This window comes from Marinimicrobium alkaliphilum (assembly GCF_003259155.1).
GTDB lineage: Bacteria > Pseudomonadota > Gammaproteobacteria > Pseudomonadales > Cellvibrionaceae > Marinimicrobium_A > Marinimicrobium_A alkaliphilum.
The window spans coordinates 304,477-326,938 of the sequence record NZ_QGMQ01000006.1; the positions used below are offsets into that span (position 1 = coordinate 304,477).

A 22,462-nucleotide genomic window follows, 5' to 3' on the forward strand; every position below is an offset into this window, starting at 1 on the left:
GGTCCTTAACAGGACTTAATAGTCAGTCGCTTTCAATATAGTACAAATGACTTTATCATAGTTTGATATTCATCAAGTGATTTTCCGTCAACCGAGCTTCCATAGGCTTACAATATGAATAAACTCTTATTAATAGGTGTCATTCTGGTGACCGCCCTGGGGGCGGCACTCAAGGCCAACGCCGAAGACGGCTACGACATGTGGCTGCGCTACCAACCGGTCACCGACCCACAGTTGCTGCGCAGCTACCGCACGCAGCTCCAGCACCTGGTGGTGCAGGGGGATTCCGAGGTCCTGCAGTCCGCCCAGCGCGAACTGGTCATGGGCCTTGAAGGCCTGCTCGAGCGCGACCTGTCCACTGCCGACAGCATTCAACGCCGCGGCTCTCTGGTGATCGGTACCCCGGAGAGTTCGGCACTGGTTGCCGGTCTGGACTGGGGCGAACGCCTGGCCGCCGTAGGTCCCGAAGGCTTCATTATCGAGTCGACCCGGGTCAACGGCCGCCCCGCCACCGTAATCGCCTCAGAGGGCGATACCGGCGTGCTCTACGGCGCTTTCCATCTGCTGCGCAAATTACAGACGCAACAACACATCGGTGATATTGCCATCACCGAGGCCCCCAAGGTCAAGCACCGGGTGGTCAATCACTGGGATAACCTGGATCGCCGGGTCGAGCGCGGCTATGCCGGCCTGTCCCTGTGGGACTGGGGCACCCTGCCCGAATGGAAGGACAACCCCCGCTACCACGACTATGCGCGCATGAACGCCTCTTTGGGCATCAACGGCACCGCGATCAACAACGTCAACGCCGACCCGCGCATCCTGACGGACCAGTTCCTGGAAAAGGTCGCCGCCCTGGCCAGCGTATTCAGTCAATACGGCATCAAGACCTACATCTCGCTGAACTTTGATGCGCCCCGCGCCTTTGGCGACGTGGATACCGCCGACCCCCTCGACCCGCGCGTACAGCAGTGGTGGAAAGACACCACCGATCGCGTTTACGAGCACATCCCCGACTTTGGTGGCTTTCTGGTGAAAGCGGATTCTGAGGGCGAGCCCGGCCCCCACGGCTACGGCCGCACCCACGCCGACGGCGCCAACATGCTCGCCCGGGCGGTAGAGCCCCACGGCGGTGTGATCTTCTGGCGGGCATTCGTTTACGACCCGGAGCAGAAAGACCGCTTCCGCGAGGCCTATGACGAGTTTATGCCCCTGGACGGCAAGTTCATGGACAACGTGATCCTCCAGATCAAGAACGGCCCCATCGACTTCCAGCCCCGGGAGCCCTTCTCGCCCCTGTTCGGCGGTCTGAAAGAGACCAACATCATGCTGGAGCTGCAGGTCACTCAGGAGTACTTCGGTTTCTCCTACCACCTGGCCTACCAGGGTCCGCTGTTTGAAGAAGTGCTCCAGGCCGACACCTATGCCCAGGGCGAAGGCAGCACCGTCGGCCGGATTTTGGGCGGCGAGGTCTTCGAGTACTCCCAGACCGGCATGGCCGGCGTCATCAACCCCGGGACCGATCGCAACTGGACCGGCCACCCCTTCGTGCAATCCAGCTGGTACGCCTTTGGCCGCATGGCCTGGGACTATGAACTGACCTCGGACGACATCGCCGACGAGTGGCTGCGCATGACCTTCACCAACAACGCGGACTTCCTGGCCCCGCTCTACGAAGTCATGGACATCTCCCGGGAAGCGGGCGTCAACTACCGCAACCCCCTGGGCCTGACCCACCTCTACGCCCAGGGCCACCACTACGGCCCCGCGCCCTGGTACGACTACGCCGAGCGCATGGACTGGACCGCCTGGTACTACCACCGCGCCACCGAAGACGGCATCGGCTTCGACCGCACCGAGACCGGCTCCAACGCCGTCGAGCAATACCACGAACCCGTGCGCTCACACTTCGCCAACCTGGACGAGATCGACGAAGACTTCCTGCTCTGGTTCCACCACGTACCCTGGGGTCACGAAATGAACTCCGGCCGCACGTTGTGGGAAGAGCTGGTGTACAAGTACGACAAAGGCGTACAACAGGTGAAAGACATGCAGGCCCGCTGGGCCGAAGTGGAAGGGTTGATCGACGAGCAGCGCTACCAGCATGTGAAGGCCCTGCTCGAGATCCAGCTGCGCGATGCGATCCGCTGGCGCGACTCCTGTGTGCTCTATTTCCAGAGCGTCAATGGCCTGGCTATGCCGACCGGGGCCAGGGAAGCGCAGAACACCCTGGAGCACTACAAGATGCTGGAACACACCCACTACGTGCCCGACCCCTGGCACCCCAAAGGCAACGACCGCCGGGTCCACTTCGAACTCGACTAACGTATTGGGGGAGTCGGGCCCGGGTGTACCTTTACGAGGCACGCCGTAAACCCGGTCCCTACGCGCTCCCGGCGCTTCGGGACACTTCCCACTTCCCTGTGGGTCGTCCATGGGGGCTCGACTGCCGCCATCCAGGCGGCAGACGTCCTCGTAAAGGTACACCCGGTCCCGACTTAGCTGGCACTGAAGCCACTGGGGTCGGTAGTGCCTTTGGCAACCCTCGCGTCAGGGATGACGCGCGGGAGCTACAAGGATGTATTCACCGCGTTTGCCAAAGGCACTACCGACCCCAGTGGCCGTCCAAGCTAAAGCATAAAATCCGGCAACAACGACTCCGCATGCTCCCGCAACGCCCGGGCACGCTCACCATCCCCCCGATGCTCATAAATATCCGCCAGCAACTCATAGAACCGAGGCTCACCCGGCTCCTTGGCAATCGCCTGCTGCACCCAATCGTAGGCCCGATCCCACTCCTCCCGATCCAGATTGCGCCGCGCCAGCGTGTATAAATAGTAAGGATTGGCCCGGCGATGGCGCTCGGCCAACTCCGCCAGCTTATCGGCCAGCGCCCACTCGCCCATATGCCGGTACAGCCCCCCGAGATTCGTGATCGCGGTAAGATCATCGCCCCGGACCTGCAGCGCCTGCTGATAGAGCGCCTCCGCCTCCTGTGCAAAGCCCGCGCGCCGATAGAGCACCGCCAGATTGCTCCAGATATAGGCCCGGTCAGCACTGAGCGTGAGCGCCTTGCGCAGATACAGAAACGCATCCTGAGTTTGCCCGAGCGTCATCAGTTCCATGGCCCGGTTGTTGTAGTAGAGCGCCGCCATCGACTCGGGGGAAATCGCCCGCTGCGGATACACGGGACTGTAGCGCTCCATCTCCAGGTCGACGATTACCTGACTGCGATCGCGCAGATTGACAACCCCGTTGACGTGCCGCAACAACACAAAGTAGTCATCCGTCTCGTCAGCGCGCATATCCCACGCATCGGGCACGTCCACCTCATTGAACTCGGCATTGAGCCCCAGGTGCCGTGCCATAGCCACAAACAGCAAGGTAAAGCTGACGCAGTTGGCCACCCGATTCTCGAATGCCCGGCCGGGCGGCAACGTCAAGTAAGGATAATAGCGAATGCCGTGATTGGTGCTGAGCAGCAATGCATTGTGCAGGGCCCGGGCCTTCTGGAACTCACCCCGAACATGGCCGGTATTCTCCTCGGCAAAAAGCTGTTGCGAGCGGCTCAGCGCGAACAGTTCTTCCTCGGGCAGCTCACTGGCCTCGTACGGCCGCCCCAACAGAGGCGCACCCGACAGGGCACCGGCCAACACCACCGAATCGGGCGGCGCCACCGGCGAGGCGGGCGGGCCCGGGCTGGCGCAGCCGCCAGCCAGCAGTAACATCACAAAAAACAGCCAACGCAATACCATAACCTGAACCATTGGGAGCTTGTAAGTGAGACATACCCGCGAACACTTCTATCCATTACCTTAGCAGCCAGCGGCCTGAGCGCCGCCCCAAGAAAACCCATTGCCCATCTTTTTGCACCAAAAGCTGGATTACACATAGCTCCAGATCGCCTTCTCTCGGTGCACGTAAGCGCACCGGCCCGGCGTTTTGGAACCACAACCGTGCAAATCGACAAATACCCCAACAAATGTGCACCAACAATCGACAGCGGACGTTCTGGCACAAACCTTGAATAACCCTGTGTGACAAAGAAGCTGTGCACGCGGCCCAAAGGCGGGTTCGTGCACTCGGGTAAAGGCGCCCATCGACACACTGCGGACAACGCGGTCGACGATGCGGCGCCTTTTATTTTTTCAGGAGAAGAATATGACCATCAGCGGCAAACCCTTTATTCAAAATTGCGTCACCCAACTCAAGCACAGCGCTGCCGTCGCGGCACTGCTACTACTGAGTGCGCCCGGCCTCGCCCTCGGGCCACCGGAAAAAGAAGATCTGAACTTCGGTTTTATCAAGCTCACCGACATGGTGCCGCTCGCCATTGCCTATGAGCGCGGCTACTTTGAAGACGAAGGTCTGTACGTCTCCCTTGAGGCGCAGTCCAACTGGCGCGTGCTGCTGGATCGGGTGATCTCCGGGGAGCTGGATGGCGCGCACATGCTCGCCGGCCAACCTCTGGGTGCCACCATCGGCTTCGGCACCGAGGCTCACGTGGTCACCGCGTTTACCATGGACCTCAACGGCAATGCCTGCACCCTGTCCAACGACGTCTGGAACGCGATGCGCCCGCACCTGGACACCGATGAAGACGACCGCCCCATTCATCCGATTTCCGCCGCGCACCTCAAGCCGGTCATCGAAAACTTTGCCGATAAGGGCGATGCCTTCCGTTTGGGTATGGTCTTTCCGGTCTCCACTCACAACTACGAGTTGCGCTACTGGCTGGCGGCCGGCGGCATTCATCCCGGCTACTACGCCCCCCAGCGTAGCGACACCTCCGGGCAGCTCGGGGCCGACGTGCTGATTTCCGTCACGCCGCCGCCCCAGATGCCCGCGACCCTGGAGTCCGGCACCATCAATGGCTACTGCGTGGGCGAGCCCTGGAATCAGCAGGCGGTCTTTCGCGATATCGGCGTCCCCACCATCACCGACTATGACATCCGCAACAATATTGCCGAGAAAGTCTTTGGGGTCACCAACAGCTGGGCTGAAGAAAACCCCAACACCCACATTCGCGTGGTCAAAGCGCTGATCCGCGCAGGCAAATGGCTGGATGAAAACGACAACGCCAACCGTGCCGAAGCGGCAAAAATTATTTCCCGCTCCCATTACGTGGGCGCAGACGAGGAGGTCATCGCCAACAGCATGACCGGCATCTTTGAGTTCGAAAAAGGGGATGTACGCCCTGCGCCAGACTACAACGTTTTCTTCCGCTACAACGCCACCTACCCCTTCTATTCGGATGCGGTCTGGTACCTGACCCAGATGCGCCGCTGGGGCCAGATTCCCGAGCACAAGCCGGACAACTGGTATCAGGAAATGGCTCAAAAGGTGTTTATGCCCGAAGTGTACGAGCAGGCCGCCCGGGCGTTGATCGCCGAAGGCAAAATGACCGCCGGCGACTTCCCGGACTTCGAGACCGAATCCGGCTATCGCTCAGCGGAGCACACCACCTTTATCGATGGCATCACCTTTGACGCCAACAAACCCAACGATTACCTCAAACAATTCAGCATTGGGCTGAAAGGCGACGACACACCTTAGTGCCCCGCACCTGGAGTTGACCATGAATACCGCACAACTGTATCTCAAACGTTTTTCACCCTCGGGGATTTCAGTACCCGCGCTGGGTCGCTTCGCACTCAGCGCGCTTATCCCCATGCTTGGCCTGGTTGTCTTTCTGGCAATCTGGCACCTGGGTGCCCAGCGCATCGACACCTCTCTGGGGACCTTCCCCGGCCCCGGGGAGGTGGCGAGCCAGTGGTCAAATCTGGTGGATGAACACCGCACGGAGCGCGCCCGCGAAGCGGCCTTTTACGAGCGCCAGGAGGTGCGCAACGCCGAAGTACTGGCCCAGGACCCGGATGCCGAAATCCGCTGGCGCGAGTTTCGTGGGCGCCCCACCTTCTTCGATCAGATGTTCACCAGTCTGTGGACCGTGCTAAGCGGCTTTTTACTTGCGACCCTTATCGCCGTTCCTCTGGGCATCATGATTGGCCTGAGCCAGACGCTCTACCGGGCGATCAATCCGGTGATCCAGATTTTCAAACCGGTATCGCCCCTGGCGTGGCTGCCTCTGGTTACCCTGGTGGTCAGTGCCGTCTATGTCAGCAGTGACCCGATGTTTTCGCGCTCATTTCTGGTATCGATGATTACCGTCACCTTGTGCTCGCTCTGGCCCACGCTGATCAACACCGCCGTAGGTGTCACCAGCGTCAGCCAGGACCTGCAGAATGTCAGTCGCGTACTGCGCCTTAACTGGTTTACCCACGTGGTTAAAATCGTTTTGCCCTCGGCCATCCCCATGATCTTTACCGGCTTGCGCCTGTCACTGGGGATTGCCTGGATGGTATTGATTGCCGCCGAGATGCTGGCACAAAACCCCGGGCTGGGAAAATTTGTCTGGGATGAATTCCAGAACGGCTCATCCAGTTCATTGGGGCGTATTTGTGTCGCGGTGCTGGTTATCGGTTTTATCGGTTTTCTGCTCGACCGGGCGATGCTGTTTATCCAGCGCTTTGCCAGCTGGGATAAGTCCGCCATCCTGCGCTAACCGCCTATCAACTATCCGGAGAATGTTTTATGGCTAAGGTACATCTGGAACTGAGCGATGTGGGAATGACGTTTCCCACCCCCAAGGGGCCTTTTTGTGCCCTGCAAAACATCAATCTCAAGATCGCCAAAGGCGAGTTTGTCTCCCTTATTGGCCACTCGGGTTGCGGTAAATCCACCGTGCTGAATATTGTCGCCGGCCTGCATCAGGCCACCCAGGGCGGTGTATTGCTCAATGGCAAGGAGGTCGATGCCCCCGGACCGGAGCGTGCAGTGGTTTTCCAGAACCACTCACTGCTGCCCTGGTTGAGCACCTACCAGAATGTCGAGCTGGCCGTGCGCCAGGTGTTTGGACGCTCCAGGAGCCGCGCCGAAATGCGCGACTGGATTCTCCATAACCTGGAGCTGGTACAGATGGGACACGCACTGGACAAAAGACCGAGTGAAATTTCCGGCGGCATGAAACAGCGGGTTGGCATTGCCCGGGCCCTGGCCATGGAGCCGGAAGTCTTGCTGATGGATGAACCCTTCGGGGCGCTCGATGCACTCACCCGGGCACACCTGCAGGATTCACTGATGGACATTCAGGCCACCTTGGGCAACACCGTGATCATGATTACCCACGATGTCGACGAAGCAGTGCTCCTGTCGGATCGCGTCGTCATGATGACCAACGGCCCCTCGGCCTCCATTGGGGAAATACTGGATGTCGGGATTGAGCGCCCGCGCGATCGCCTGGCCCTGGCGGAAGACCGACGCTACAACGACTGCCGGACAGCCGTACTGCGCTTCCTGTACGAGAAACACAAAAAGGTTGAACCGCTTGCACCGCGGCGCAAGGCCAGCGCAGAGCCAACCGCAAAGGCCGGCTCCGCTTAGTCTCGAGCCGCGCACACCGGCCCTAGCCGGTGTTGCGCATGCCCGCCGCAATTCCGGCCATGGTCACTTTCAACGCGCGCTCCAGTTCCGGGCTGAACGCCTTGCCGCTGCGATGGCGTTTAAGCAACTCGGCCTGCAGGTAGTTAAGCGGATCCACATAAGGCTTGCGCACCTCCAGGGACTTCTGCAGCACCGGTTCGCTCGCGAGCAACTCACCCTGGCCTTTGATCCGGTTGATCAACTGTTCAACCTGCAGCAAGTCAGCGCGCAACTGTTTCCCCAGGCCGTGCAGTTCCGGGGGCACCAACTGACGTTCGTAGTAGGTACAGATGGGGCCGTCGGCTTTCCCGATCACCATTTCCAGAAGATCGAGGAAACTGGAGAAGAACGGCCACTCGTCCACCATTTCCGCCAGCAGCTCCGGCGACTCCTCGAGCGCATGCTCAAGCGCCTGGGCAGTGCCCAACCAGGCGGGCAAGTTCAGGCGCACCTGCATCCAGGCAAACACCCAGGGAATCGCGCGCAGACTCTCGACGCCGCCGCTGGCCTTGCGTTTCGCCGGACGGCTGCCGAGGGCCAACAGGTTGAGTTCCTGCTCCGGGGTCAGGCTGCGGAAGTAATCCACAAACTGCGGGTGGCCGCGCACCACGGCGCGGTAGGCTTCCAGACTTTTCTTGGACATGGTTTCAATGAGCGCGCGCCACTCGTCCTTGGGCGCCGCGTGAGGCTCCAGGGTCGCCCGTAAGGTCGCCGCCACGTAAGTGGAGAAGCTGGCAAAAGCCACCCGGGGCAGGCCAAACTTGTAACGGATCATTTCGCCCTGCTCTGTCACCCGGATGCGCCCGCGGACCGAACCCGGGGGCTGGGAGGCCATGGCCTTCTCCACCGGGCCGCCGCCACGGCCGACAGTGCCGCCGCGGCCGTGGAACAGTACCAGGTTGACCTCGGCCGCCTCGGCCAGCTTCACGAGATTTTCCTGGGCCTTGTACTGGGCCCAGGTGGCTGCAAATTTGCCCGCATCCTTGGCCGAATCCGAGTAGCCGATCATGACCGTCTGCCGCCCGCCGGTATACGCCTGATACCAAGGCAGATCCCACAGCCGTTCCATCACACTCGGGGCCCGCTCCAGGTCATCCAGCGTCTCAAACAACGGAGAAACGGGCATGGCCCAACGCAGGCCACACTCGCGCAACAGAAGCGCGACCACCAGAACATCTGAAGGCTGCTGCGCCATGGAGATGACATAGTGCGACAATATTTCCTGGGGTTGGCTCGCAATCACCCGGCAGGTCGCCAACACCTCGGCAGTGTCATCACTCATGGGCCAGTCGGCGGGCAACAGTGGCCGCTTGCCTTCTAATTGCTCCAGCAAAAACGCTTGCCGCTGCGCTTCATCCCATTCACGGTAACTGCCCAGTTCCAGGTATTGAGTCAGCTCGTCGAGCACTTGCACATGACGGTCGCCATCCTGACGGATATCGAGCGGCACAAGGTTTATCCCAAAGCTGTGAATCCGGCGAATGGTATCGAGCAGCGGACCGTTGGCAATGTGTGGCAGCCCCACGTCGTTCAGTGAGCGGTAGCAGGCCATCAGCGGCTCAAGCAGATCCTCGCGCGAAGAAATCAGTTCCCCCGGCACCTCCGGATTGCGCCCTGCCAGACTTGCCTCACTCCAGGCGAGGGTCGCATTCAGGCGCCGTCGCAGGCCCGCAAGTGCATCCCGGTAGGGTGTAGCGCTGTTGGGAAAACGCCCCATCAAATCGGCATTGGCTTGATGCATGCTCAGATCGCCGACCAGATTCTCCAGATCCCGGGCGTAAAGCTCAGCCGCCATCCAACGCCCGAGCAACAATACCTCGCGGGTGACCTTGTGGGTCACATTGGGGTTACCATCGCGGTCGCCGCCGATCCAGGAATAGAACTTGAACGGCTGCAGGTCGATGGGTAAACACTGCCCCAGGTGATTGCAGCACAACCGATCCAGATGGCGAATAAAGTCCGGCACGGCCTGCCAGAGACTGTTCTCGATCACCGCAAAGCCCCACTTGGCCTCGTCCACCGCACTCGGTCGCTCGGTGCGGATTTCATCGGTGGACCAGATTTCTTCCACCAGTCGGTGCAAGCGACCGTTGAGTTTGTCTTTCTCAAACTGCAGCAGGTTGCCGCGCTGGCGGTCGGCCAGGTTATTCACCATCTGATCGTACTTGCGGATCAGGGTCCGGCGGGTGACTTCGGTGGGATGTGCCGTCAGCACCAGTTCAATACTCAAATCACCGATCACTTCCGCCAGCTTGTCCTTGCCATAGCTTTCGGAGAAATCGAACAGCATCTTCTTGAGGCCGTCCTCGGGTTCGGCCTCGGCGCTGGAAAAATACTCCTGTTCGGCGATATTGGCCAGATTCAGAAACTGACTGAAGGCCCGGACAATAGGCAGGATCTCGTCGTCATTGAGCCCCTCCAGCAGCGCCACCAGGGCGCTGGCATCATCATCCTCACCCTCAATGACAGCTTTGCCCAGCTGGCGAATCTGCTCAATCCGGTCAAAGCGCTCCTCACCCTCGTGATCCTGAATCACGGCGCCCAATAACTCTCCCAGCCTGCGCACGTTATCGCGCAGAGTTTCCGGCAACGGTTGTGTCATCTCACAGCTCCCAGGCTATTTCTCGTTCCTGCCAGTATAAGGAGCGCGGCGCGCGGCGCAAGTGCCTTCTATCCACAAAAGCTGTGGACAAATATGTGTATGAGCTCTGCACAAGCGTCCGCGGGCTGCCTCTGGTCCCCCCACGCGCGCGCTGGTCAGATTGTCGCCAGTGCCACGTACCATTCGGCGCCGGGCTTTGCTAGACTCGGCAGATAGCCGCAGCACCCGCGGCGTTTGTTTCCGGAGGTCGGCATTGAGAACAGTGCCCTCGAGAATAGTTTTGAGTCTCGCACTGTTGCTGGGTGTGACCCTCGCCCTGCTGATGCTCAACCGGCTGCCGGGCGCCAGCGCCCTCGAAAGCGGCGCGTTCACCCAGCAAGGTCAGTGGCTCGATGGCCCACCCGCGCGCACCGGCGGGAGCGGCCGCCATGAACTGCAACTGCGCGTCAACGAAGAACCTCAGACCCTGATTGTGGACTTCCGCAATTCCGGCGTTGTGGGCCGTTACCAGCACCGCCTGTATAATGGCTCGGGACGTCTGCTCGAGGTCTATGAAGGCGGCCACACCCTCAGGGGGCGCAGCGACTATTTCCTGCGTCACGCCCACCGGCTGGCATTGACGCCGGGCGATTACACCCTGGTCACCGAACTCGAAAGCCCCTACTATCTGGCCCCGCCCACCCCAATCCTTTGGCCCGCTGCCGAGTTTGAGAATCGTATTGTCAGGAGTCAGACACTGACTCTGGTCATCATGGGTATATTCCTCGGGCTGGCGTTCTACTACCTGGTTACCGGCATCTGGCGCCGGGCCCTGAACGACCTGCTCTACGCCGGCTTTATCACCGGCAACATCCTGTTTCTGGGTACCTCCCAGTTGGTGTTCCGCGACCTGTTCGGCTGGACCTGGTTTCACCTCAGCAGCGTCCCCATCCTGTTTTCCAACGCCTGCTACATCGGCTTTGTGATGTTGCTGCTATCGATCAATCGTCAGCGCACACCTCGGCTTTTTTACGCCGGCTGGGCCGCAATCGGCCTACTTGCCAGCTTTTGGTTCACCGCCTGGATGTACCCCAACGGCAGCCTCGAACTGGCCCGTGCCGGGGTTGCGATTTTCGGCCTTTACGGCTTGGTGGCGGGTATCAATCAGGCTCTGGCGCGCAATCCGGTGGCCTATTTTTACCTGATTGCCAATGTCGCTTTCCTGTTACCGGCCCTGGTGTCCATCTCCGTGCAGTCCATGCGCCTGAATGACATGCTACTGCTTGAACAACTGGGCATGATGGCTGTGGCGGTCGAGGTGCTGCTGCTGGCGCAGGTGATGAGCTATCAGATTGGGCGCGTGTATCAGGCTGAGGCTCGCCAGCGTGCTGCTCAGGATCACAGTCAGCTACTCACCAATCTCGCCGCTCAAGTGCCCGGTGTACTCTATCAGTTTCGCATGACCCCGGACGGCCACTTTGATGTGCCCTATGCCAGTGAACGGGTCCATGAGATGTTTGAGCTAAGCCCGGAGGAGGTCATACGTGACGCCGCATCGGCATTCGGTCGGGTAATTCCCGAAGACTTCCCGGATTACTACGCCAGCATTGAAAAATCCGCGCACGAACTATCGCCCTGGGAGCAGGAATTTCGGGTGTTACTGCCCAAGCAGGGGCTGCGCTGGCGCGCCGGGCGCGCCTACCCGGAGCAACAGGACGACGGCACCATTGTCTGGTACGGTTTTATCAACGATATTACCGAGCGCAAACGGATCGAGGAAAAGATCCGCCACATGGCCCAGCACGATCCGCTCACCGGACTGCCCAATCGCACATTGTTTGTCGACCGGCTCAACCAGGCCCTCGAGCGCGCCAAACGCAACAATACCGGGGTAGGCCTGCTGTTTATCGACCTGAACAACTTCAAGGCAGTCAATGACCAACAGGGTCACCAGGCCGGCGACAGACTGTTGAAAAAGGTCGCCAGTCAGATGGTCCAGGATCTGCGCGGATCGGATACGGCTGCGCGCTTAGGGGGCGATGAATTTGTGATTCTGCTGGAGCCGGTAAGAGATCGGGACGACGCCCTTCGAGTCGCCCACAAGGTACTCTCAAACCTGCGGGTCACGCACCATATCAATAAGTGCGACTACCCGATCTCAGCCAGTATTGGCGTTTCACTTTATCCGGAACACGGTAACGATGTGGACAGCCTCATTCGCGAAGCCGATACCGCGATGTACGAAGCCAAACACTCGCACACCGAAGATATTCGTATTGCCCAACCAACGCAGGATCGCTAAGGCGAAATGGCTCGCCAGGAGGCGGCGATAATGGTGTCACGCATCTCGTCAGTGATATCGATAAAACCGCGCAGGTGTTGACGCACCAGAAAGAAGCACGGCTCAATGGCGAGGCCGCTCAGTACATCGTCCGACAGGTCACGGATGATACCCGCCTCACGCCCTTTGGCGTAAAGAACCAAGAGTGGCTCAAAGATCTGATGACTGTCTTCACGCTGGGAGCGTTGCAGGTGCGGCGGCAGATTGTCGAACTGACTTTTGCAGTAAAGGGTTTCCGGGTTGTCGACACAGAACTGCCAAAGGTTGCGCACCATGCGCCGGTACTGCTCATCCAAGGGCAACGAGGTGTCATGATCAACAAAAACTTTACCGGCCACATGGCGAATGATTTCACCGTGCAACTGGTTAATGACGTCTTCGCGATCTTTGAAGTACAGATAGATGGTGCCGACGGCAACACCGGCCCCTTCGGCCAGGCGTTTGATCGAGAAACCGTGGAAACCACGATTGGCCAACAAGAACAGCGCAGAGTCGAGGATGGCGGCGCGCTTGTCATTGCTGGCGGAAGGTACTGCTGCAGTCATATTTATTCTCTTATCGACGGGTAAGTCCAATGAAGTCTTACCATTCTACACCCAAGCGTTAAAAAGCGTAAAGTCACTCGTTTCCGGGGTATGTGTGCGCTTACAAATACGCACCGATAACACTCCCCATCCAACCCCAGGCACGCTTGTAAAATGACCGCTCACGCCACTCGGCCAAACCGTAAGGATGGGCGTCCTGCATATCCTCCTCGATCAATTCACGAATTTTGCGCGCAAACTGTTCGTCGTAAACGTTTACATTGGCTTCATCGTTGATTCGAAATGAACGATTGTCCAGATTGGTCGAGCCAAAGCTGCTCCAGTAGTCATCCACACTCATCAGCTTGGAGTGATACATGGATGGCTGATATTCGTAGAGCTCCACCCCTGCTTCAAGCATGGCCTCCCAGCGGTTCACCGACGCCTGGCGCAGGTAACCCTGATCGATACTCTTACCGGGCACCAGGATGCGCACGCGCACGCCTCGCTCGGCAGCGTCTATCAACGCCGCCAGATACTCATCATCGGGATAGAAATAGGCCGTGGCCGCGGTGATGCTCTCCTCGGCGGCGGCTACGGCATAGTGGAACAGCTTACGCATCCGGTGACGCCCTTCGCGGGGCGCACTGTTGACGACCTGAGCCCGATAGTCACCCTGGGATTCCAGTTCGGGAAAATAGCGGTCACCCTCGAGCAAATAACCGGTGGCGTCCAGCCAGGTTTCAGCAAAGGCCGCCTGTAGACTCGCCACCACCGGCCCGCGAATATGGAAATGATTATCCCGGTAGGGGTTTTCGGTTTCACTCGCGAGCCAGACATCCGCCACATTGGCACCGCCGGTAAAGGCCTCGCGCCCGTCAATGATCAGCAGCTTGCGATGGGTGCGGTGATTGAAGCGTGACAGGTTATACCAGGCCGGCTTGCGCCACCGGTAGGTTTCGACCCCCGCCTCGCTCAGACGCGCAAACTTCTCCGGGCTTGCCTCGCGCGAACCGATATAGTCCGGCAGCGCGTTAACGGCTACACCCCGCTCCGCCGCCCGGGCCAGCGCCTCCACAATAGGCCCGGCCGCCGCAGCCCCCCAGAATTCGTAGGTTTCAAAACTGACGGAGTGCTCGGCCCGATCAATCGCGTCGACCTTGGCCGCGTATATTGCTTCGCCGTCGCGTAGCAGTTCAATGGTATTGCCGGGCAGGATCGGCTGCTGTAGCAGGGCCCCCAGGGAACGCTCGAATTCCGGGGACCGGGTGTGATACTCAAGCATCAGCGGTTGCGTAAGGCGCTTGGGCTTGGGCATGGCGTTAAACCAGAGCACATTCACCAACACAAACAGCATCGGTGCAAGTACGACCAACACAGCCCATAGACGGTAACGACGAATCAGCATAAACACTCCCGGTGCGTCATTGAACAAGTCACAACACGCGCGCTTGTCAACTTTAAGTTATAACACGTCAGGCCCGTTCGGTATCAAAGCTGAGCACATCCGCAATGCCCTCGGCCTTCAGCAGTGTCATCAAAAGTCGATCCACCCCCAGTGCGACGCCCGCGCAGGCGGGCATACCGGCAGTGAGGGCGGCCAGCAGCGATTCGTCAATCGGGTATTGGGGCAGACCGTAGCCCTCACGCTTGGCCAGATCCGTTTCAAAGCGCTGGCGCTGCTCCTCGGCATCGGTCAGCTCCCAATAGCCGTTGGCCAGCTCCATACGGTTCAGAAACGCCTCGAAGCGCCGGGCGACCGGCTGCCCGGTAGGGTCCGGGACAATACGCGCGAGCGCCGCCTGGCTTGCGGGATAGTCACTGACCAGAACCAGTCCCTCGGGCAACCGGGGCTCAAGCACATGGGTCACCAACAGATCCATCCAGGCATCGCGGTCGCTCTCGTCCAGATCAATCTCAACATGCGCGCGCCCAACCGCCGCCAACTCGGCGCCTGTGGCCCGGTGCGGGTCAATACCCAGGTGTTCGACAAACCAGTCCCGATAGCGTAGCCGGGTCACCACCACACCGGGATGCAGGTGCCCGACCAGCTCGGCGACCTCGTCCATCAGACGCGTGTCGTCCCAACCCGGGCGATACCACTCAAGCAAGGTAAATTCCGGGTTGTGGCGCCGCCCCGACTCACCGTCGCGAAAGGCTTTACCCAGGGAATAGATAGGCCCACTGCCCGCCGCAAGCAGGCGTTTCATGGCGTACTCTGGGGAAGTCTGCAGGTAGCGGGTCGCGCCGTTGCAGCGCGCCCTGATGGGCTCAATGAAAGGATCGGTGACCGGCGCGCGGCCGAGCACCGGCAGTTCGACCTCCATCACGCCCCGGTCGTCAAAAAACGTCCGGATCTGGCGATTGATCGCCGCCCGCTGCGCGAGCCGCTCAAGGGAGGCCGAAGGCTGCCAGGACATAAGCCGGGCAGCTTACTCTTTGGCGCGGCCGAGGTACTCGCCGTTACGGGTATCGACGCGCACCACGTCACCGACGTTCATAAACAGCGGCACTTTCACCACGGCACCCGTGCTCAGGGTCGCCGGCTTGTTGCCGCCCTGGGCGGTATCGCCTTTCAGGCCCGGGTCAGTTTCAACCACTTCCAGCTCTACATGGTTGGGCGGAGTCACCGCCAGAGGCGCGCCGTTGTAGAGAGTAACAACACACTTGTCCTGCTCCTTGAGCCACTTGGCGGCGTCGCCCACGGCGTTTTTGTCCGCCTGATGCTGCTCAAAGGATTCGGGCTCCATAAAGTGCCAGAATTCGCCATCGTTATAGAGGTATTCCATTTCCCGGTCCATGACATCGGCGCTTTCCAGATTCTCACTACCCCGGAAGGTGCGCTCCCACACCCGACCGGTTTTCAGGTTGCGCAGCTTCACACGGTTAAAGGCCTGGCCCTTGCCCGGCTTAACAAACTCGTTTTCCACGATTGAACAGGGATCACTGTCCAGCATGACTTTCAGACCTGCGCGGAAATCGTTGATAGAATAGGTCGCCATATGCCCTCTCAAAAATTGGCTCAAACGTAAAAGGCGCCCATGATACCTCGAACTGCCGCCAAATGTCAGACTGAAAACTGGCAAGACGACGCCCGCGACCTGGTGCGCGACCCCGCCGAGCTGATCGAGCTGCTGGCGCTACCCGCCGAGACCCTGCCCGCCGCTCGTGCCGCGGCCGAGCAGTTTGCGTTGCGGGTACCGCGCAGCTATGTCGCACGCATGGCCCCGGGCGACCTCAATGACCCCTTGCTGCGCCAGGTGCTGCCGCTCGGGGACGAGCTGATCGACCATCCCGGCTACACTCATGACCCCCTGGGAGAGCAGGCCGCCAACGCCCTGCCCGGCCTGATCCACAAATACCACGGGCGGGTCCTACTGATCGTCTCAGGCAGCTGCGTCATCAACTGCCGCTATTGCTTCCGACGCCACTTCCCCTACGCCGACAACCGCCCAGGGCGCGATCAGTGGGGCGCTGCACTCGACTATATTGCCGCCGACCCCAGCATCACCGAGGTGATTTTCAGCGGCGGCGATCCACTCTCCGCCGCCGATGCCCAACTCGCCTGGCTGGCGGCGGCCATCGAGGCCATTCCCCATGTCCGTCGCCTGCGCGTCCATAGTCGCCTGCCGGTCGTGATGCCCAGCCGGGTGACTGACGCCCTGCTGGACTGGCTGGGCAAGAGCCGCCTGTGCGCGAGCCTGGTGATTCACGCCAACCACCCCAACGAGCTGGACGACACGGTCGCCATCGCGCTGGCCCGCCTGCGCGCGGCAAATATCACCCTGCTCAATCAAACCGTGCTACTACGGGGCATCAACGACGACCTCGAGACCCTCAGCCGCCTGAGTGAATCACTGTTTGCCCTGGGCGTGCTACCTTATTATCTGCATCTGCTCGATCCCGTGGCCGGGGCCGCGCACTTTGACACCGAGCGCAGCCACGCCCTGACCCTGCATCAACAGCTGCGCGAGCGCCTGCCCGGGTACCTGGTGCCCAAGCTGGTTCAGGAAATCGCGGGTGAGGCCTCAAAAACACCGGTCGCCTGAGCATAATGCGGCTGCCTGTGCCACAATAGCGGGCGAGAGATGGCGAAAACACAAGGCCTGCCACCCCGGCGGGCTTGATCAAGACGGCGCGCCTATGGACCCAAGGACAACAACGCTCTTACAACGACTGGTACTGCCCAAACAGGATCTGACTCAGCTCAGTTTCTGCCGCAGTGCCCGCCCTGAGGACGTCAAGGTTTGGGTGCAGGAACTGCCCCTGATCAAAATCAGTCACGCCAGCGGCCTGCTTTACAAGGCCTTACCGGAAGTAGCGCGGGTCAAGGCGACCCCGGCTCAGCGCCTGCGCCTGGCGGAACTCCTGCGTCCGGCCGTGCAGCACTGCGTCCAGGGCCTGTCACGCAACTTCCTGAACAAGCCCCTGATGCTGTCCGAAGCGGCACTGAAAACCGCCACCGTCGCCCAGGCCCTGCAAAAGCACCTCACCAACACCTATCTGACCGTGGTGCGCGACACCTGCGAAAGTGACGCCTCGGTGACCGAGGCCGTTCAGGCCCTACAGGCTCACGCCATCCACCGCGGCCTCACCGGCCTGGGGCTGTTGCTGCTGCGCGGGATGCAGCTATATACCCCGACACTGAGTCAAGTCTGGCGCGAGATCCACACACTGTACCAACTGGCCGAAGCCCTCGACGTGCACCGCAACCCGGTCGACGATCCACTGCCGGATCACGACCAACTGACCACCGTCGAGGCGGTCTACACCCGTCTGTTATTGCTTGCCGCTGCCCGTCCCAACCAGCTGCGCCAGGATGAAGTCCGGCAGGTCTACCAGTCGCTCAACCAGCTCGCGCCGCTGGGCCGACTCGCACCCTACACCCCGGGTGCGGGCGACAACCTGTTTGCGGTCATGCTCGACAGCAACTACGCCCCCATTTACCGCTCGCACCTGCCTCGGGAAGTCAACGGCGATGTACGCGAACTGCGGACCAAAGAGCTGTCCGCTGCTCTGCGCCTTGAGGGCCCCCCAAAAGCCGGCTCCAGCCGCAACCGCTACGGCCTCAATGCCGCGCTCTACGAGCACCTGCTCAGCAGCTGGAGCGTGCAGAGCCAACGTAAATTCGAGCGACGCACCGCCCAGAGCGAACTGGACCTGGTGGTCGGCCTGTCAGCACTGCATTACCACGTCAGCGGCGTACAAAGCTTTGCCCGTTTTCTCGGCGACGAAGATCATATCGACCAGGATGCGTCCTCGATCCCCCTGTTCCGCCAACGCACCGTTGCCCTGCGCGAAACCACCCACGAAGGCGACCCCTGGGAAAACGCCTTTGATGTTGGCGGCACGCGTCTGGTGGGCAAACCCGGTGCCGGAGCCAGTATTGAAGACAGCGTCCGCGCCCATAAAGGCGAGGAGAGCAACCCCGCCGCACAAGTGCACCGGGTCTCCGTGGTCGATACCAGCCGCGGTGGCTTCTGCCTGGAATGGCAAAGTGCCGTGCCCAGCCAGCTGCGCGCCGGCGAAGTACTCGGCATTCGCGAGCCCGGGCAGGAAACCTGGCGTATCGCCAGCGTGCGCTGGGTACAACAGGCGCGCGGGGTCACCCAAACCGGCATTCAGGTCCTCGCCGACTACGCCAAACCCCTGGCCGCCGCGATCGTCAATAAAACCGGCGAGCAGTCCGAATACCTGCGCGCACTCTGGCTGCCCGAGCGCCCGGCCCTGGATACCCCGCAAACCCTGCTGGTCAATGCCCTGTCATTTCGCGAAGGCATTAAGGTCCTTCTATTCAGCCCCGAGGGCGAAAGCAGTGCCCAACTGCGCGAGCGCCTGCACTCGACCGGCGCCATTAGCCAATTCAACTTCCGGGAACTGACACAACCCAAAGACAAGGCCGGCGAGCACGACCTGCCGCCACTCAATATGGGCTAGGGCAAGGCCATAAAAACCGAGACCTGTGCCTAACTTTGCGTTATAAGCTATTGAGACAACCGGCGATTCCGGTACTATAAGGCGACGCCGCGCAAAGCGCGGGCGCGACGCCATTTAACCCAGGACAACAACGCCCACACCTATGAGCTCTAACGACAAGATACGCCTGCTGATCGTCAACGACTCCCGCTCTGAGGCAGAGCGCCTGATCAGCATGCTGGAAAATGCCGGACGCCCTTCGCGCGCGCAACACGTCGAGAGCGAGGAAGGCCTGATCAAACTGGTGCAGGAGCACACCTGGGACCTGCTCATCGCCCACGATCAGGCCAAAAGCGTCCCCTCGGAGATCATCCTCAAACAGGTTCGACGTCTGAGTCGGGATATTCCCGTGATTCTGCAAACGGAAGACGAGACCAATGCCTCGGTGGTCGAAGGGCTCAAGCTGGGCGCCGCCGACGTGGTCCGGCTCGACGACGACCAGCACCTGCTGCTGGTCATGCAACGCGAGCTGAACAACCTCACCCAGCGCCAACAGAAGCGCGCCGCCGACCGACGCTTTCGCGAAGCCGAGCGACGCAGCCAGGCCCTGCTCGACAGCTCCCGCGATGCCATTGCCTACGTTCAGGACGGGCTCTACCTGTACGCCAACGAGTCCTTTTCCGAGCTCTTTGGCTATGACGACAAGGACGATATCGACTACCTGCCGATCATGGACATGGTCGCCCAATCTGACCAGGACAAACTGAAAAGCTTTCTCAAGACCTTCACCCTCAAAGGCGAGGAGGCTCAGGCTTCAAAATTGGAGTTTGAAGGGGTTAAACAAAACGGTGAAGCCACCCCCATCAGCCTGGAAGTCAGCAGTGCCACATATGATGAAGAGCCCTGCATCCAGTTTTTGGCGCGGGCCCGGATGGTGGAGAACAACGAGGAACTGGAAGAACAACTGCAGCAGCTCAAGCTTCAGGACCAGGCCACCGGCATCCACAACAAGGCCTACATGCTTGAGCACCTGGAAAAAATTGCCGGCTCAGCGGAGCGCGACCAGAGCCTGCTCTATATCGATCTGGACAATTTTCAGGACAAAGTTCACAACGCCTTGGGCGTGGCCGCCGTCGACCGGGCCCTCAAGGATGTCGCCGAGCTGCTCAGCGCCCAACTCAAACCGGGCGAGGTGTTGGCACGCTTTGCCGACCACGCCTTCACTCTGCTACTGCCCGACACCCATGCGGACGCCGCGATTGCCCGCGCCGAGAATTTGACCAAGGTCATCGAAGCGCACATTATCGATATCGACAACACCACCGTGCAGCTGACCGCCAGCACCGGTATCGCCCTGATTAATGACAACACCACCAACGCCGGCAGCGCCATTGAGCAAGCCCTTCAAGCGACAGAGAAGGCTCGCGCCGAAGGCGGCAACCGGGTACATCTGTATGAGCCCGAGCTGAGCCCGGAAGAAAAAGCCGAAAAGGACGTGGTGCGGGACATTCAGAACGCGCTCGACAACGACCGTTTCCGTCTGCTGTTCCAACCAATCATCAGCTTGCGCGGCTCCGAAGACGAGTACTACGAAGTGCTGCTGCGGATGCTCAACGAGAAAGACGAAGAAGTGTCGCCGGCGCAGTTTATCGAAACCGCCAACAAAATTGGCGTGGGCACCAAGATCGACCGCTGGGTGACCCTCGAAGCCATCAAAATGCTCTCCGATCACCGCGCCAAAGGCAACAAAACCAAACTGGTGATCAACCTGAGCAAACAATCGCTGTGCGATGAAAACCTCTTACCCTGGCTCGGTGTGGCCTTTAAAGCCGCCAAGCTCTCGCCCGAAGCGATTATTTTCCAGGCCAGTGAGAACGACATCACCAGCCACCTGAAAACGGCAAAAATACTCTCCCAGGGGCTGAAAAAACTCAAAAGCAATATGGTGATCAGCAACTTCGGCTGTGCCCTGACGCCCTTCAAAACTCTCGAGCATATCGCCGCCGACTACATCAAAATCGACGGCTCCTTCACCCAGGATATCCAACAGAACCCGGACAACCCGGAAGGCCTGGTGAAACTGCTGGAGCAGCTGTTGGAACAGGGCAAAACCACCATCGTGCCCTACGTCGAAAACGCCGCAGTGCTGTCCACCTTGTGGCAGGCAGGGGTACATTACATTCAGGGCTACTACCTGCAGGAACCCACAGCAAGCATGGACTACGACTTCAATACCGAAGGTTAAAGTCTATCCCGGTCGCGGAAACCCAGCAGGTACAGAATCGCATCCAGACCCAGCGTCGAGATCGAATGCTCGGCCGACGCCTTCACCAGAGGCTTGGCTCGGAACGCAATCCCCAGCCCCGCCACACTCAGCATGGGCAGATCATTGGCCCCGTCGCCCACCGCAATGACCTGCTCCAGGGAAATCCCCTCCTGCGCCGCCAGCATCGCGAGCAGCTCGGCCTTGCGCTGGCCGTCCACCACCTGCCCCACGACCCGACCGGTAACCTTGCCATCGACAATATCCAGCTCGTTGGCATAGACATAATCGATCCCCAACTTGCCCTGCAAGTAACGGCCAAAGTAGGTGAAACCACCGGACAGAATCGCGGTTTTATAACCCAACGTGCGCAGGGTTGAAATCAGCTTTTCCGCGCCCTCGTTCAGGCGCAGGTTGGCGGCAATATCCGCGAGCACATCTTCGCTCAAGCCCTCGAGCAGGGCCATGCGCCGGGCAAAGCTCTGTTTGAAGTCCAGCTCCCCGCGCATCGCCAACTCGGTGATTTCTGCCACCTGCTCGCCCACACCCGCCGCCTTGGCCAGCTCATCGATCACCTCCGCGTCGATCAGGGTCGAATCCATATCAAAGCACACCAGGCGGCGGTTGCGGCGGTAGAGGCTGTCCTTCTGAAAGGCGATATCCACCTCCAGGCGGGTGGACAACTCCATAAAGTCAGCGCGCAAGGCGTCCACATCGGCCGGTTCGCCCCGCACCGAAAACTCCACACAGGCGTTGCTGTGAGCATCCAGCGCATCCAGGGGGATGCGGCCCGAGAGCCGGTTGATATGGTCAATATTGAGGCCGTGATGCACGGTCACTGCCGTCAACTCGGCGATCTGTTCAGCGCTCACCTGACGCGCCAGCAGGGTCACGATGTAGCGCGCCTTGCCCTGATGCTCAACCCACTGCTGATAGCTCTCGTGAGTAATCGCCTGGAAGCGCACCTGCACCCCGAGCGGCGCCGTCTCGCGCTCGACCTCGGCCTGCAGCTCCGCCGCGCCGACCCGTCCGTTGTCCAGAGCCACCAGAATGCCCAGGGCCAGGGTGTCGTGGATAACGGCTTGGCCAATGTCGAGCACCTTGGCCTGATAACGCGCCAGCACCGAGGTGATGGCTGAAGTGACGCCCGGGCGATCGTCGCCGGACACGTTGATAAGCAGAATATCGTTCACAAAAGCTCGCTTGCGGTTGAGTGACAGCGGCCACCCGTCGGCTGGCCAAAAGCGCGATTATACCCAGCTTGTGCCCGCCACTACAGGGGCGGGTGTGGTTTGTCGGCGCTTTCCGCTAGAATGGCGCCTTTGCGCCCCTAAAACCCGGCCGGATGCCCGACA

General features: G+C 60.3%; 15 protein-coding genes. 8 read left to right on the forward strand and 7 right to left on the reverse strand.

Going from position 1 to position 22,462, the window contains the following annotated elements; all coding sequences use genetic code 11:
* Positions 1 to 114: 114 nt before the first annotated feature.
* The gene (locus DKW72_RS11825; protein ID WP_111642565.1) at positions 115 to 2,325 is read left to right on the forward strand and encodes an alpha-glucuronidase family glycosyl hydrolase; all 2,211 of its coding nucleotides are present in this window, start codon (positions 115 to 117) and stop codon (positions 2,323 to 2,325) included.
* A 305-nt stretch (positions 2,326 to 2,630) separates the two neighbouring features.
* On the opposite strand, the gene DKW72_RS11830 is transcribed toward DKW72_RS11825, so the two are convergent.
* Positions 2,631 to 3,755, reverse strand: a complete 1,125-nt coding sequence (locus DKW72_RS11830; protein WP_198411330.1) for a transglutaminase-like domain-containing protein — start codon at positions 3,753 to 3,755, stop codon at positions 2,631 to 2,633.
* 406 nt (positions 3,756 to 4,161) lie between these two features.
* Between DKW72_RS11830 and DKW72_RS11835 the strand changes: the two genes are divergently transcribed.
* The 3 genes from DKW72_RS11835 to DKW72_RS11845 are packed head-to-tail and all read left to right on the forward strand — an operon-like array spanning position 4,162 to position 7,443.
* A complete protein-coding gene (locus DKW72_RS11835) occupies positions 4,162 to 5,556 on the forward strand; it encodes a CmpA/NrtA family ABC transporter substrate-binding protein (RefSeq protein ID WP_198411331.1) in 1,395 nt (464 codons plus the stop codon).
* Between the two features lie 22 nt (positions 5,557 to 5,578).
* Positions 5,579 to 6,565: an ABC transporter permease gene (locus DKW72_RS11840; protein ID WP_111642568.1), complete on the forward strand. Its 987-nt coding sequence runs from the start codon at positions 5,579 to 5,581 to the stop codon at positions 6,563 to 6,565.
* A gap of 29 nt (positions 6,566 to 6,594) precedes the next feature.
* On the forward strand, positions 6,595 to 7,443 hold the full coding sequence (locus DKW72_RS11845; RefSeq protein WP_111642569.1) for an ABC transporter ATP-binding protein: 849 nt from the start codon (positions 6,595 to 6,597) through the stop codon (positions 7,441 to 7,443).
* A 22-nt stretch (positions 7,444 to 7,465) separates the two neighbouring features.
* On the opposite strand, the gene ppc is transcribed toward DKW72_RS11845, so the two are convergent.
* On the reverse strand, positions 7,466 to 10,084 hold the full coding sequence (ppc, locus tag DKW72_RS11850; RefSeq protein ID WP_111642570.1) for a phosphoenolpyruvate carboxylase: 2,619 nt from the start codon (positions 10,082 to 10,084) through the stop codon (positions 7,466 to 7,468).
* A 280-nt stretch (positions 10,085 to 10,364) separates the two neighbouring features.
* Here ppc and DKW72_RS11855 point away from each other — a divergent pair, with 280 nt between their 5' ends.
* Positions 10,365 to 12,365: a diguanylate cyclase gene (locus DKW72_RS11855; protein ID WP_111642571.1), complete on the forward strand. Its 2,001-nt coding sequence runs from the start codon at positions 10,365 to 10,367 to the stop codon at positions 12,363 to 12,365.
* Here the strand turns inward: DKW72_RS11855 and DKW72_RS11860 are convergent.
* The 4 genes from DKW72_RS11860 to efp all read right to left on the reverse strand — a co-directional run bounded on the left by DKW72_RS11860 (position 12,362) and on the right by efp (position 15,930).
* Positions 12,362 to 12,949: a TetR/AcrR family transcriptional regulator gene (locus DKW72_RS11860; RefSeq protein WP_111642572.1), complete on the reverse strand. Its 588-nt coding sequence runs from the start codon at positions 12,947 to 12,949 to the stop codon at positions 12,362 to 12,364. The genes DKW72_RS11855 and DKW72_RS11860 overlap by 4 nt on opposite strands.
* 100 nt (positions 12,950 to 13,049) lie before the next feature.
* On the reverse strand, positions 13,050 to 14,336 hold the full coding sequence (locus tag DKW72_RS11865; RefSeq protein ID WP_111642573.1) for a phospholipase D-like domain-containing protein: 1,287 nt from the start codon (positions 14,334 to 14,336) through the stop codon (positions 13,050 to 13,052).
* A 67-nt stretch (positions 14,337 to 14,403) separates the two neighbouring features.
* Positions 14,404 to 15,348, reverse strand: coding sequence for an EF-P lysine aminoacylase EpmA (gene epmA, locus DKW72_RS11870; protein ID WP_111642574.1), 945 nt, complete (start codon positions 15,346 to 15,348; stop codon positions 14,404 to 14,406).
* A gap of 12 nt (positions 15,349 to 15,360) precedes the next feature.
* Positions 15,361 to 15,930 (reverse strand): elongation factor P, encoded by a 570-nt coding sequence (gene efp / locus DKW72_RS11875; RefSeq protein WP_111642575.1) that lies wholly within the window; start codon positions 15,928 to 15,930, stop codon positions 15,361 to 15,363.
* 39 nt (positions 15,931 to 15,969) lie between these two features.
* Between efp and epmB the strand changes: the two genes are divergently transcribed.
* The 3 genes from epmB (at position 15,970) to DKW72_RS11890 (ending at position 21,089) form a co-directional block, all read left to right on the forward strand.
* Positions 15,970 to 16,977 carry an EF-P beta-lysylation protein EpmB gene (epmB, locus tag DKW72_RS11880; protein ID WP_111642576.1) on the forward strand — a complete coding sequence of 336 codons (1,008 nt, stop codon included), beginning with the start codon at positions 15,970 to 15,972 and terminating at the stop codon, positions 16,975 to 16,977.
* Positions 16,978 to 17,071: 94 nt separating this feature from the next.
* On the forward strand, positions 17,072 to 18,865 hold the full coding sequence (locus DKW72_RS11885; RefSeq protein WP_111642577.1) for a hypothetical protein: 1,794 nt from the start codon (positions 17,072 to 17,074) through the stop codon (positions 18,863 to 18,865).
* Positions 18,866 to 19,007: 142 nt separating this feature from the next.
* Positions 19,008 to 21,089 carry an EAL domain-containing response regulator gene (locus tag DKW72_RS11890; protein WP_111642578.1) on the forward strand — a complete coding sequence of 694 codons (2,082 nt, stop codon included), beginning with the start codon at positions 19,008 to 19,010 and terminating at the stop codon, positions 21,087 to 21,089.
* Here the strand turns inward: DKW72_RS11890 and serB are convergent.
* Positions 21,086 to 22,300 carry a phosphoserine phosphatase SerB gene (gene serB, locus DKW72_RS11895; protein ID WP_111642579.1) on the reverse strand — a complete coding sequence of 405 codons (1,215 nt, stop codon included), beginning with the start codon at positions 22,298 to 22,300 and terminating at the stop codon, positions 21,086 to 21,088. The genes DKW72_RS11890 and serB overlap by 4 nt on opposite strands.
* Between the last annotated feature and the right edge of the window lie 162 nt (positions 22,301 to 22,462).